Genomic DNA, 12,308 nt, shown 5'->3' on the forward strand with positions numbered 1-12,308 from the left:
ATCTATACCACCTTAAATTCGTATCCAAAATCTGTTTTCTCAAATGTGACTCTATAGTCCTGTCCTTGCTCTTTGGGAATCAAAGTAATGCGATCTGCTTTGTTTCCAAATTCTATTACACGCTGGACAAAACTTACAAAATCAGTATGTTGATTCTTATCTTGAACTGTGGGGCGATATCCATTTTTCATAGCTGTAATCATTTCAAACAAAGAGTAATCCATGCTAATTTCAGCTGTCTCCGGATCAGAGGCAACATCATTTCGGAATCGCAGTTTCAAAGTGATTGAAAATCTCTGAATATCGGACTCGTCCAAACTGTTGCTCTTATGATAAATAGCAGGCTTTAACTGCAATTGCTCCAAGACCCAAAACCTTTCATTTGAATCATCGATGCAAATTGTATCACTGTCAAATTGCCCGTCCCAATTCATTATCGCTTTTTTAGTTGCATCATACAGCTTATTCAATTTTCTCTCTTGTCCGCTGTTTTGATAATAAAGGGTCTGTATGTACTCTTTGAGCAACAACTGTTGTTCTGTAATTGGCAGAACTCCTTTCATCTCTTTAAGCCGTACAACAAACCGATAGACAAACTTTTTTAAATCCGATTTCGTACCCCCAAGATTTGCGATATTCGTTGTGCTATTTAAAACTATATACGGAGTTCCCGTTGTTGCATCAGTAAAAATATCGTGTATATTTTCCAGTGAATGGAATTTTATCATATCCGCATCCATCTCTTCTTGTCTGACTTTGAGGATGTCATACTTTCGGATTGAGTTAATCAGCGGAGAGATATCTTCATATTCATACAGCAGCATCGGAGTTGTATATTTGATATACTCGCTTAAATATTTTGTATCATTCGTTGTTATTTGACACATTTTAGAATAATCAAATTCAGGATGCACCAGGACATTATATATAAAATCCAATACATCACGGGTAGAGACTATTTTTTTATCCTTGATCACAACCTCCACAATTTTATTAATCAAGGATTTTTGATGAATCGGATCTGACAAAAACTCATAATTATGGCGAACCGGGCATTTTTGGCACAGCGTACAACTTGAATTTTCTTCGAACGACCTGAAAAATGGATTGGTTGTATCGTGATAAAAAACTTTTCCTATCAAATTTTCCAAATATTCTGTGCCAATTCCATACTCGTTAAGTGTAAAAACTTGGTAGTCAGAAAAATTGACATGCTGAAACACACTATTTTCCCGGTAATGGTTTTCACACATATAAGAGGAAAAGATCTCATTTTCATCCACATATTTTTTTAAGGCAGAAAAATTTTGTCCCCTTTCTGACTCTATAAAATTATTGAGAGTTCCAAGGTTTATTGCCATAATCATCTTGTAATGATCATTGATCTGATAATTTTCATCATTGAAAGGTGCAAGTCTTTCTGCCAGTGTTTCATCGAAGGTTAACTCAGGTGCGCTGCTTTCAGTTGCATCGTTATACAATTCAAATGAATCCAAAAGATGTTCCGAATCTGCATGCCTCAGATAAGACATTAAATGTGATTTTCCATCCCCTGCACTGCCACACAGCAACACTAAAGTTTTTTGATTTGATTCAGTGATCTTTTTAAGTAAATTTCGCAATTCTGTTTCTATAGGGCGTAAAACATGGAGATATTTTTTAAACTCATCAAAAGAAGTAACATTCCCAACGGATTCAATAGACTTCTTTCTTAATTTACTCAATTCTGCTATAAAAGCGCATGCCATTTCAGCCACTCTCCTATTTTTACTATGTAGACAATCTAATAAAATGATTTATCAAATACACAGATCCAAAGTCTCTTTGAACTCGATGCCTATATACCTTTCCATAAAATATGAAGGTATCCAACATCTATTGAACTTGCAAGATTAATACACAAAGAGCTCTGCCATATGGCAGAGCTCTTCCTTTAGTATTATGATTCTTCTGCCTTTTATTGAGACATTTGACATTGTTGTCTATAATGATAGCATATTTAACACAAAACCGCAATAAAATAGTATGTTTCAACGATTTTTGTTGTAATATTATGGAATTTACTATTGCTGTTTTCAAATGTTCTTTTCTGAGCATAATTTGTCTCAATATTCTAAAATTCGACTTATCACATTGTCTAAGCAAATTCAAAGCTGTTCCGCCCGGAAGGTGAGCATCTGATCCAGACCACAGGTGGACAGATCACAGTCTGTCCCGCCCCAGAGTGTCGCCTTCAGGTGATAAAACTCCATACACCGCTGCATATGGTGGATCAGCAGACGGGAGCGCCGGCGGTATCCATACACAGCCAAAAGGGTCCGCAGCTTGATGCGCACATACTCCTTCCCCATCCCATACAGGCAGCGGATTCGGACACTTTTGAAGAACAGATTGAGGTCAAAGTAATCACTGCGGTACTCCTCCAGATCCACCGTATGGCCCCCGGATTCCAGATCTTTTTGGACGACCGGAAGCTCCCGGTCCAGAGCAGTTTTTTCGGAAAAATAGTGCCGCCAGTAGAGAACTTCCAGTGTAAACTTCCGCCGGTCCTGGCGATAGGGTTCAGCCAGAAATTCCTTTTCCCGGTTCCAGATCCGGTCCATTACAACGCTTTCAATCCGGCAGTCCAAGTCCATCCCGATGAGAATGATCGCCAGATCCTGTGCGGTATACAAAAGTTCATTCATATCCGGTCACTTTTCTCTCCGTTGCACTGCCGGCACAGAATCTGCAGATTCTCCGGGACAGTCTTGCCTCCAGCGTTCATCGGGACAATATGGTCCACCTGGAAGGCCACCCGGCTGGTGCCTGTCCTGCCGCAGCAGGCGCACTGGTACTCACCCTTTTCATTTTTCGATTTCTCAAAGGCCTCGTCCCGCAGTTTCTTTTCCAGCTCCGGATTGATCTTTCCAATCTCATAGAGCGGCAGATCCTCCAGCTTCCGTCTGCCGAACTCCACATTGCTCCCCTGTTCCTCATAGATATCCGGATACATGAGCTTCATGCGCTCAATCTGAAGCTGCTTGAGAAAGTACAGCTTCCGCCCGAAGAACAGCTTGAGCATATTGTCATCTCCCGAGTCCCACAGCGCATTGAGATAGGCTGTCTCCTCCTGGGCGGTCATCCGCTCGTCCCATATCTTCCGGGCAATGGCAGCCACATCCAGCCTGCTCCGATCAATCTCCTCAAAGGTATAGAAAGCCGGAGCCGCCTCGTACTGCGCATAGTATTTCAGAATGTTCCGCACATCCTGCGGCTCATAGGGCGGAATCATCTCCCCACAGAAGAAAGTATCCCGGCACTGACGCTCCATCTCCCGGAGCTGTTCCTCGCTCAGATACTCCTCTTCCGCTCCAAAGCTCTCAAACAGAGCCGGAAGAGACTCCATCAGCTGTCGGTAGGCCTCCTGGGTACTGTTGTAGACCATCACCTGATCGGTGTGATCCATGCCGTTCTCCTCCAGATAGGAGAAGGCGTACATACCCACCGGAATCCGCTCCTCAAACGGAACCCGTTCCAGCAGAGTGGTGTCCACCGAATCGTCCAGAATGGATGCGAACTCCTCAATCTTGGAAATGGAGACCAGACGCAGAATGTGCTGTACACGCTCCGTCCGGCTGTCCTCAAAGTCGTTGTCTCCCACAAAGAGGCTCTCGGGATTGACCCAGGCGATATGTTCGTTCCACTCATCAATAAAGGACACAATATAGGCGCTGGCATCACCGCCGGCTGCCGGGCCGCGCAATGCCCGTCCCACCATCTGGGTCATCAGGATGGTGGATACAGTAGGTCGGGCCAGAAAGACTGTCCTGGTTCTGGGCAGGTCAACACCCTCGGTGAGAATGTTCACATTGACCAGAACCTGCAGATTTCCTTTCCGGTACTCCTCCAGCTTGCGCTCATTGTCCTCCCGGCTGACAGTCACACCGGTGACCGGGTCCCGGAGTTCGGATACGACATAGTCCGCCGCAATCCCTGCCTTCCGGAACAGGCTGGCTAACTGAACCGCATGGGGAACACTGACCGCAAACACAAGGGTCTGACCGTACTTCTCCGGATTTGCCTTATAGGTCTCGACGATCAGCTTGTTTCGGGGAGCACTCTGTACCATCTGCTCCACAATATTCTCGGGCAGAACGTCCAGGCGCTGAATGCTCTCCAGCGCATCGACTCCCAGACTGCCGCCGTACTGTTCATCGGTATAGTAGCTTTCAAAAATCGGTTTGGCCAGAATCCGCCGGCTGATCAGCTCTTTCAGGCTAATCTGATAAGTAATGCCCACATCGCCGTGAACCACCCGGCCATCCCGGATTCCGTCCTGGTAGATCCGCGCCAGAAGTCCCTGCTCGCTTTCAGCGGTGCGGAAAGGCGTGGCGGTCAGGCCGATCAGCTTCACATGGGGAACCTTCGCCTTTACATAGTCAATGATTCGCCGGTAGGTCTTGGCGGTAGAATGATGGGCTTCATCCATGACGAGATAGAGTTCCTGCTCCCCCTGAAGCCAGGCATCCAGGCGTTCCAGGTGGCGTCCGATGCTGTCCTTGCTGGCAATCAGAAGACTGTCCTGGGGCCGAATATCACTGGTCCGGTCGTGGCTGGACGAACCGGACACGATCCGAAAGCAGAAGGAAGAGATATGCGGAATCACTTCCGCATAGGCATAGGTCTGGAACGACTCCGCCGCCTGATCCAGCAGCATCTGACGGTGAGCGATCCAGAGAATCTTCTTTTTCCGGTCGATGGCGTTTTTCAGCAGCCACAGGGCAGCGGTATAGGTTTTTCCGCCGCCGGTGGGCAGCACGATCAGCGTGCTGTACGAGGACTCCTGGTTGATCTTGTCCATACACCGCATAGCCTCGGTCTGGTGCGCATACAGCGTCCGGGGATTGGTTCCCCTCTTGGGAAACACACTGCCATTGGACCGGACTTCTACAAAATCTCTGCCATTGTTCATGCCAATCACCTCTGAGTTCCATTATACTGTCGGAAAATGGCAAAGGCAAGGCGGCAGAACCCCCGCCCTATTCTTTGTTTATGCGGCGCAGATTCTGAAAGTCCTGCTCTGTGAAACCGGCCCGCTGTCTTCCCTCAAACCGGGCGGAACTTCTTTAAATATACAGAATCCCATCCCACACAAATCCCAAAAGACGGGATTTTTCCTTGAAACACGCAGGGCAAAAGAGTACCAAAGAGGACGGGGCGGGCGAGCGGAAAGGGCCAAAGAGGTCGATAAAGTGCCGGTTGAAGGTTTCGACACACATTTGGGAGCATGATGTCGGGTGTTCGAGTCACCTCACTCCGACCAGAAAATCCCGCTGCTGAAATCCGCGGCGGGATTTTTCTATGGAGTCCTGTCCGTGCTGCCAAGAGGGGGCTTTTGTCCTCTCCCGGGGAAAGACGCCCGCAGCTGACTTGGCATTCCCAGCACCGACATGCACAGGACAATGAGCAGATACTGTCCGAAGAAACAGAGGGTGATGAGAATATCAGTGGTGCGAAGGGTTGTCGCGGCAAGTTCCTTGCTCTCGCCGGTGTCAGCGGTCAGCCAATCGGTATTGCCGGTGAGGGATCTGGTGGGGTCTTTATGGATCTTCAGGGCATAGCGGGTCACCAGAAGGCTGGTCAGCGCCGTAATGAGCAGCATCATACAGAACCGCACCGCAAAGCCGCTGAACAGCGGTACTCCCATCATGGTCCAGGGAACAATGATGGCAGTGGGGCTCCAGGAGGCGCCCATCAGGACTGCCAGGCCGGTGAGGCCGATGGCTACCAGCGGGTCCAGGCGCAGTTTCCGTGCCAGCATGACACCCACCGGCACCAATGCCACCAGATGGTCGCCAAAGCCGAAGGCTCCGACCAGTCCCATGATAAAGACCACCGCGGGAACCAGCACAACAATCCCCTTATCCTTGAGACGGTAGAGCGCATAGTCCACCAGCCGGTCGATGGCCTTGGTTCCCAGGATTACGCCGATGGCGCCGCCGTTCACCAGCAGCACAGCGATGACGTAGGAGGAATTCTGCAGACCGGAGAGGATATCCCAACCCTGTCAGGAGCTGATTCGGACGAAGTTCAGCAGGCTTTTAACGAGGCCGTTAACCTGGACCGGCTGCTCGGATGTCTGCTGGTGGACTGTCCCCAGGATCTGTTCTGGTTTGACAAAACTGCCAGATATGGTCTGGAGCCATCATTCTCAGGCACTGGAAGCGAAGCAAGCCTTGTAAAAATAACTGTAACCATGAAGGTTGCTGAGGCCTACCAGAATGGCAGTGATACTGATGTTCAGGTGAAGGACTCGGCCATAGCTATCCAGAATGCCCAGAAGATCGCTGCTGAGATCAAGAGCAGCGGCGGCACAACAGATGAAAAGCTGGAAGCGATCCTTCAGAAGATCTGCGAGCTTGTTTCTTACAATGATGAGGCCGCGGCTGCTTCGGATTACGACATGAATGCCTGGGGCATCATCAGGGTCTTCGACGATGATCCGGAAACCAAGGTGGTCTGCGAGGGCTACGCCAAGGCATTCCAGTATCTCTGCGATCAGGTATTTGACTCCAGTGAACTGACCTGTTATACCGTAACCGGCACCATGGACGGCGGCACTGGCGAAGGCCCGCTTTCTCCTGCGAGAGCTTGATCTGGAGCAGGCTGACCCCATACAGATCGTTCTCTCGGTGAATGGTGCCGCAATCACCGATCACTTCTGGATTCAGGATTCGGGCTGCCCCGGGACCTATGAACAGATCCGCTTTCATCAGGATCTGCTGGCAAAAACAGCCCTGCTCGGTTCCTCAGCGGGTATAACCCTCCCGGCAGGATACCGCTGTGCCGAGCTGACCAACACAGGCAGATTTGAAAAATGCTGGCACCTGGAAAACGGAAGGTGGTGGCTTTATAAACGCGGATTTCCGGAGCACACCTTTTCCGAGCTGGCGGTGCAGGCAATCGGGAATTATCTGGGTCTTTCCATGGCATCGTATGAGCTGGCAGACCGGGCGGAGATCAGCGCTGTGCTGGACTGCCGTGCCCCGGCTTCCCTGTCCGCCGTAAAGACGCCTGACTTCACATCCGGCACCCTGAATTTCGAACCGGCTGCGGGGCTTGGGTGCAGAAAAGGGGACGCTGTGAAGAATGAACAGCTCCTCCGGCGCCTGTCCCCTGCCATAGCGGACAGCTACCGCGGAATGGTCCTGCTGGATGCCCTGGTTTTCAACACCGACCGCCACCCCTACAACTTCGGCGTCCTCCGTGACCAAGCCACCGGGCAGCCCCTTGCGCTGGCTCCCATCTTTGACCACAATCTGTCCCTCTTCGCAGCCCTGGCAGACTATGACCGGTTCGCCGCCGGGGAAACGGACTCCCTGTACCTGGACTGGTGCCGCCTCGCGGACAGCCAGCCGGAGTCCGTCGCCTCCATGGAGCTGCCGGTCATCAACCGACAGGTGATCGAATCCCTCCTGAACCCCCTCCGTGTTCCGGGTTTCCCGGAGGAGGAAAAACAGAGGGTCATCGGGATTCTGGCAGCCCGATGGGAAAAACTCCGGGAACAGATCTCTCAGTACCGCACAAATCCAGAGCACAAATAAAAGCAGAGGAGAAGCCTGTCTCCTCTGCTTTTTCTGTTATACCGCCTAATCCAGACTGCCATCGCCCTTATTGCCGCCGAACTCGCAGCCATACTGGTGGCCCTTCCCGTAATACCAGCGTCCGTGCCGGTAGCCATAGTGCGGCGGGCAGTTGGCGCAGTCACCATTGCAGCGCCTTTCCTGGTCTCGGGTGCGGTCAGCCAGGCTAACACCTGTCAGCGCCGCTGCCAGCAGGGTGAAAAATCCCGGCTTATCCCTGGGCGGGGACGGCGGCTCCTGGTGCCGTGGGGCGTCTATTCCCACTCTCCGGGCCAGTTCCGCAAAAGCCTCCTGATCCATCTCCGTGGGGTGGTTCTCCTTCTCCGAATGATAGCTCAGTATCCCGTCCTCCAGCCCGAAGTCCGGCTCCTCGTCCTCAAAAATATCGATCCCCGCCCGCCGGGAGATCCGCTCAAAGGCGCTGTCATCGATCAGCAGATAAATCTCCTCCAGCTGGTCCCGGTCGAAGGGCACTGCGGTCTGCTCGGCAATCTTCCCCAAAAGGGACTTGTCCACGGTATCTGTCATCTCCAGCACCTGTTCCGGTGTGAACCGCACCCCTCCGGCAAAGGCATTTTCCACAAACTTTGCCGCAAAAGCCCTGTCCTCACACTCCAGCTCCTGCGCGATTTCCCATACCTCTTCCGCCGGCCCGTATCCGGACAGGCGTCCGGCATACCGTTTCTGGGTGCTGGGCGACCAGTCATAGAACCCATCATAATACTCTTCCCAGGACAGTTGTTTCATGCCGCATTCCCCCCAATCCCCGACGATCTCATAATCCCATTATATCGCCGGAACCGGGCAGGCGCAAGGCGGCACGGCGCTCTGTCCTTTCTTTGCGCGGGTCCGGATGGCCCGCACCAGGCAGCTTTCGGCAGAGTGCACTTTCCCATCTGTACAGTTCCGTGTGCTATGCACAAATTTTCTTTCCATTGTCTAAAATTCCGCCGTCAGCTTTGGCGGTTCTGCACCTTGACAGCCCATACAAAAAGCCTATAATTAAAATTAGAATAATTCTAAAAACTGGTGAGGAAACTGTGACAAAATACGGAAAGAAAATTCTGGAAATCGTAAGCTCCTCCCGCAGTCACATGACTGCGGAGGAAATCTTTGATGCCTTACGGCAAACCTATCCGACTGTGGTGCTGGCCACCGTATACAACAACCTCAACCGCCTGTGGCAGGACGATCTGATCCGCAAGGTTTCGGTGGAGGGCATGCCCGACCGGTATGACCGCATTCAGCGCCATGACCATCTGGTATGCAGACGATGCGGCAAACTCTCGGATATTGATCTGGGGGATCTCACTGCGGAACTGGAAAAAAAGGCCGGAATTTCGATCCTGTCATATGACCTGAAACTCAACTACCTGTGTGAAGAATGCAGGAAGGAAATCCAAGAGAAAGGAATGTGAGAAAACTGAACCATCTGCCACTATCTGTCCGTGTTCCCATTGAAGAGGACAATCCCGGTATTGTACGCTGGGAAGAAAAATGTATCCGCTGCGGTATGTGCAGAACTGCCTGCACCAATCTGATCGGGGTACATGGAACCTATACTCTGGAAGAAACCGGAGGAAAAGCCATCTGTATTTACTGCGGTCAGTGTGCCAATGTCTGCCCGGTGGACAGCATCACCGAACGGGACGAAAGCGCCCAGGTGAAAAAGGCCATTGCTGATCCGGAAAAGATTGTAGTTGTCAGCACTTCCCCGGCAGTCCGTGCTGCTCTGGGGGAGGAATTCGGTATGGAGCCGGGTGCCTTTGTGGAAGGAAAAATGGTAGCCTTGCTGCGGGCACTGGGAGCTGACTATGTGCTGGATACCAACTTTGCCGCCGACCTCACCATTGTGGAGGAGGCCAGCGAACTGATCCGCCGCATCACAGAAAAGGACCGTCCCCTGCCCCAGTTCACCAGCTGCTGTCCGGGCTGGGTCCACTTTGCGGAGATCTATGCGCCGGAAATGCTGCCCCATCTGTCCAGTGCCAAGAGCCCCATCGGCATGCAGGGCGCCACGGTAAAAACCTACTTTGCCCAGAAGATGGGTCTGGACCCCAAGCAGATTGTCCATGTGACCCTGACCCCCTGCACCGCCAAGAAGTTTGAAATCCGGCGGGAAGAGATGCATGCTGCCGCTGACTATCACGGTGTGGAAGGCATGCGGGATACCGATCAGGTGATCACTACCCGGGAACTGGCCCGCTGGGCCAAGTCCGAAGGCATTGACTGGAACGCCCTGGAGGACTCCGCCTATGATTCCCTCATGGGCAAGGCCTCGGGAGCCGGCGTCATCTTCGGCAACACCGGCGGCGTAATGGAAGCGGCTCTGCGCACCGCCTATGAATACCTCACCGGTCAGGCTGCGCCCCGGGAACTGCTCCATCTCAGCCCGCTCCGGGGCTACGAAGGAGTGCGGGAAGCCCAGGTACAGATCGGGGACCTGACCCTGCAGGTTGCGGTGGTCTACGGCACTGCCAATGCCCGTTCCTTCCTCCGGCAGATGAAGGAAAGCGGCAAACAGTACCACTTTGTGGAAGTGATGGCCTGTCCCGGCGGCTGCATCGGCGGCGGCGGACAGCCCAAGGATCTGCGGAAAAATGCCGATGAAATCCGCAAGAGCCGCATTGCTGCCCTCTACCGGCGTGATGAGGCAATGACCCTGCGCACCAGCCATGAAAACCCGGAGATCCTCGAGGTCTACAAGACCTTCTATGGCAAGCCCCTCAGTGAGCTGGCTGAAAAGATGCTTCACACCACATATCAGGACCGAAGCGAACTCCTGCATAGAAAGGAAGAAAAACCTGTGAAAAAATGGAGATGCACCATCTGCGGTTATATCCACGAAGGCGAAACCCTGCCGGAGGACTTTACCTGTCCCATCTGCATGCAGCCCGCCTCTGCCTTTGAGCTGATCGAGGAGACCCCGGCGCCGTCCAAGGGCGGCAATAAATATGCCGGCACCCAGACCGAAAAGAATCTGGAAGCGGCCTTTGCCGGAGAATCCCAGGCCCGGAACAAGTACACCTATTTCTCCTCCATCGCCCAGAAGGAGGGATATGAGCAGATCGCTGCCCTGTTCCTGCAGACGGCGGAGAACGAAAGAGCCCATGCCAAGATGTGGTTTGAGGAGCTGCACGGCGTTGAAGATACTGCCGCCAACCTGCTCCATGCCGCTGAAGGGGAAAACTACGAGTGGACCGATATGTACGACGGCTTTGCCAGAACCGCCGAAGCAGAGGGCTTCCCGGAACTGGCTGCCAAGTTCCGTCTGGTAGCTGCCATCGAAAAGCGCCATGAGGAACGCTACCGTGCCCTGCTGCGCAATGTGGAGACCGCCCAGGTCTTTGAAAAGAGCGAAGTAAAGGTATGGGAGTGCCGCAACTGCGGTCATATCGTTGTGGGCACCGCCGCTCCGGAGGTCTGCCCCACCTGCCTGTACTCCAGGAGCTTCTTCGAAATCCACAGCGACAACTATTGATCCCATCAAAAAAAGCACCCGGATACCGGGTGCTTTTTTCGTTTGTGCCGGGGTGTCCGGTTTCTATTTCTTCCGGGGGTTCCGGCGGATCTCCACTTCCAGCTGTTCACCGGGCTTCCCGATATACTGCCGGGACTCCCGGAGCCGCTCCTCCATTCCGGCAATCTCCTCCCGGAGCTGCCGGCGGCTCTTTTTCCGGTTCATCCGCAGAAACATCTGATACCGGTCCTGCAGCGTTTCAGCCCTGGGCGGGAACCGGATCACCTCATCGCCGATCCGGCAGCCCTCCAGCTCATTGCGGCAGATCTCATCATCCAGCACCGCCATATAGAGCGCATAACGGGTAAATTCCCTGAGCGGCATCCGGATCAGCCACCAGCGGCGGGCGGTCACCCCCGCTCCCACTGCCAGTCCGCCCAGAAGCGCTGCCTTGTGTCCTCGTTTCATACTGTTGTCCCTCCCGTTTCCAGTCTGGCTTCAAAGCCGCCTGTCTGTTTTTGGGGCGCGGCTTTTTCTGTACTCATTCTGCCAGACAGGATTCAACCCCCGATGAACATTTTTTGAAAATTCCGCATATCCATCGGGGCGCTGGTATGGTACAATCAAACCAGAACCGAATAGGAGGGAAAAACCATGCGCATCCTCATGCTGGGAAACAGCTTTACCACCGCCAATGACCTGCCCGGTCAGCTGGCGGCCCTCACCGGGGCGGAGGTGGTCTGCCATACCCGGGGCGGGGCACGGCTTGCGGAACACCTGAACCCCGGTACCCGTTTAGGCGCCCGTACCCAGGCCGCCCTCGCCGGGGAACACTGGGACTATGTCGTGCTCCAGGAGATGAGCCACGGCCCCTGCACCTCCCCGGGGAGCTTCTTTGCCAGCGTGGAGCGGCTCTGCGCCCAGATCCGTACCGCCGGAGCAGTGCCGGTTCTCTATGCCACCTGGGCCTATCAGGAGGGCGGCGCCAAACTGGCTGCCAAGGGCTGGGACTATGAGACGATGGCCCGGACCCTTTCGGAGGCCTACCGGCAGGCGGCCCGGGAGAATCACGCCCTGCTTGCCGAGGTGGGAGAGCAGTTCCTTGAGCGCTCCCGCACTGAGAATCTCTACGCTGCCGACAGCGTCCACCCCAATGCCCTGGGAAGCCGGATTGCGGCTGAAACCCTGGCATCTGTGATACAAAAACACAAGGAGAACTGAAC

The 12,308-nt window shown here is 53.1% G+C and carries 12 protein-coding genes; 6 read left to right on the forward strand and 6 right to left on the reverse strand.

Annotation, left to right across the window (positions count from 1 at the left end; translation table 11 throughout):
• Positions 1 to 2: 2 nt before the first annotated feature.
• From dptF to H9X81_RS08675, 3 genes are all read right to left on the reverse strand, one after another.
• A complete protein-coding gene (gene dptF, locus H9X81_RS08665) occupies positions 3 to 1,748 on the reverse strand; it encodes a DNA phosphorothioation-dependent restriction protein DptF (protein ID WP_204721319.1) in 1,746 nt (581 codons plus the stop codon).
• Positions 1,749 to 2,147: 399 nt separating this feature from the next.
• Positions 2,148 to 2,687, reverse strand: a complete 540-nt coding sequence (locus tag H9X81_RS08670; protein ID WP_204721321.1) for a hypothetical protein — start codon at positions 2,685 to 2,687, stop codon at positions 2,148 to 2,150.
• The gene (locus H9X81_RS08675; RefSeq protein ID WP_204721323.1) at positions 2,684 to 4,954 is read right to left on the reverse strand and encodes a DEAD/DEAH box helicase family protein; all 2,271 of its coding nucleotides are present in this window, start codon (positions 4,952 to 4,954) and stop codon (positions 2,684 to 2,686) included. The genes H9X81_RS08670 and H9X81_RS08675 overlap by 4 nt, the downstream gene beginning before the upstream one ends.
• Between H9X81_RS08675 and H9X81_RS08680 the strand changes: the two genes are divergently transcribed.
• Complete coding sequence (locus H9X81_RS08680; protein WP_204721325.1) at positions 4,953 to 5,273, forward strand: hypothetical protein; 321 nt, start codon at positions 4,953 to 4,955, stop codon at positions 5,271 to 5,273. The two genes, H9X81_RS08675 and H9X81_RS08680, sit on opposite strands and share 2 nt — an antisense overlap.
• A gap of 68 nt (positions 5,274 to 5,341) precedes the next feature.
• On the opposite strand, the gene H9X81_RS08685 is transcribed toward H9X81_RS08680, so the two are convergent.
• Positions 5,342 to 5,998: a hypothetical protein gene (locus H9X81_RS08685; protein WP_204721327.1), complete on the reverse strand. Its 657-nt coding sequence runs from the start codon at positions 5,996 to 5,998 to the stop codon at positions 5,342 to 5,344.
• Between the two features lie 240 nt (positions 5,999 to 6,238).
• On the opposite strand from H9X81_RS08685, the gene H9X81_RS08690 reads away from it, so the two are divergent.
• Together H9X81_RS08690 and H9X81_RS08695 are read left to right on the forward strand one after the other, a co-directional pair.
• Entirely contained in the window at positions 6,239 to 6,637 is a 399-nt protein-coding gene (locus H9X81_RS08690) for a hypothetical protein (protein WP_204721329.1), read from the forward strand.
• 37 nt (positions 6,638 to 6,674) lie between these two features.
• Positions 6,675 to 7,586: a hypothetical protein gene (locus tag H9X81_RS08695; RefSeq protein WP_204721331.1), complete on the forward strand. Its 912-nt coding sequence runs from the start codon at positions 6,675 to 6,677 to the stop codon at positions 7,584 to 7,586.
• A 45-nt stretch (positions 7,587 to 7,631) separates the two neighbouring features.
• Here the strand turns inward: H9X81_RS08695 and H9X81_RS11890 are convergent, their stop codons facing one another.
• Positions 7,632 to 8,372, reverse strand: coding sequence for a hypothetical protein (locus H9X81_RS11890; RefSeq protein WP_243424110.1), 741 nt, complete (start codon positions 8,370 to 8,372; stop codon positions 7,632 to 7,634).
• Positions 8,373 to 8,665: 293 nt separating this feature from the next.
• On the opposite strand from H9X81_RS11890, the gene H9X81_RS08705 reads away from it, so the two are divergent.
• On the forward strand, positions 8,666 to 9,043 hold the full coding sequence (locus H9X81_RS08705) for a transcriptional repressor (protein ID WP_191392079.1): 378 nt from the start codon (positions 8,666 to 8,668) through the stop codon (positions 9,041 to 9,043).
• On the forward strand, positions 9,010 to 11,106 hold the full coding sequence (gene rbr / locus H9X81_RS08710; protein WP_204721333.1) for a rubrerythrin: 2,097 nt from the start codon (positions 9,010 to 9,012) through the stop codon (positions 11,104 to 11,106). Before H9X81_RS08705 ends, rbr begins: the two co-directional genes overlap by 34 nt.
• 63 nt (positions 11,107 to 11,169) lie before the next feature.
• On the opposite strand, the gene H9X81_RS08715 is transcribed toward rbr, so the two are convergent.
• Entirely contained in the window at positions 11,170 to 11,553 is a 384-nt protein-coding gene (locus H9X81_RS08715; RefSeq protein WP_204721335.1) for a hypothetical protein, read from the reverse strand.
• A 186-nt stretch (positions 11,554 to 11,739) separates the two neighbouring features.
• Here H9X81_RS08715 and H9X81_RS08720 point away from each other — a divergent pair, with 186 nt between their 5' ends.
• On the forward strand, positions 11,740 to 12,306 hold the full coding sequence (locus H9X81_RS08720) for an SGNH/GDSL hydrolase family protein (protein ID WP_204721337.1): 567 nt from the start codon (positions 11,740 to 11,742) through the stop codon (positions 12,304 to 12,306).
• The last annotated feature ends 2 nt before the right edge of the window (positions 12,307 to 12,308 follow it).

Origin of the sequence: Hydrogenoanaerobacterium saccharovorans (genome assembly GCF_016901815.1) — a bacterium.
GTDB lineage: Bacteria > Bacillota > Clostridia > Oscillospirales > Ruminococcaceae > Avimicrobium > Avimicrobium caecorum.

Excerpts from the sequence above, each read along its gene's own strand:
- dptF (WP_204721319.1), bottom strand. The coding sequence starts at position 1,748 with ATGGCATGCGCTTTTATAGCAGAATTGAGTAAATTAAGAAAGAAGTCT.
- H9X81_RS08670 (WP_204721321.1), bottom strand. The coding sequence starts at position 2,687 with ATGAATGAACTTTTGTATACCGCACAGGATCTGGCGATCATTCTCATC.
- H9X81_RS08680 (WP_204721325.1), top strand. The coding sequence starts at position 4,953 with ATGCCAATCACCTCTGAGTTCCATTATACTGTCGGAAAATGGCAAAGG.
- H9X81_RS08675 (WP_204721323.1), bottom strand. The coding sequence starts at position 4,954 with ATGAACAATGGCAGAGATTTTGTAGAAGTCCGGTCCAATGGCAGTGTG.
- H9X81_RS08690 (WP_204721329.1), top strand. The coding sequence starts at position 6,239 with ATGAAGGTTGCTGAGGCCTACCAGAATGGCAGTGATACTGATGTTCAG.
- H9X81_RS11890 (WP_243424110.1), bottom strand. The coding sequence starts at position 8,372 with ATGAAACAACTGTCCTGGGAAGAGTATTATGATGGGTTCTATGACTGG.
- rbr (WP_204721333.1), top strand. The coding sequence starts at position 9,010 with ATGCAGGAAGGAAATCCAAGAGAAAGGAATGTGAGAAAACTGAACCAT.
- H9X81_RS08715 (WP_204721335.1), bottom strand. The coding sequence starts at position 11,553 with ATGAAACGAGGACACAAGGCAGCGCTTCTGGGCGGACTGGCAGTGGGA.
- H9X81_RS08720 (WP_204721337.1), top strand. The coding sequence starts at position 11,740 with ATGCGCATCCTCATGCTGGGAAACAGCTTTACCACCGCCAATGACCTG.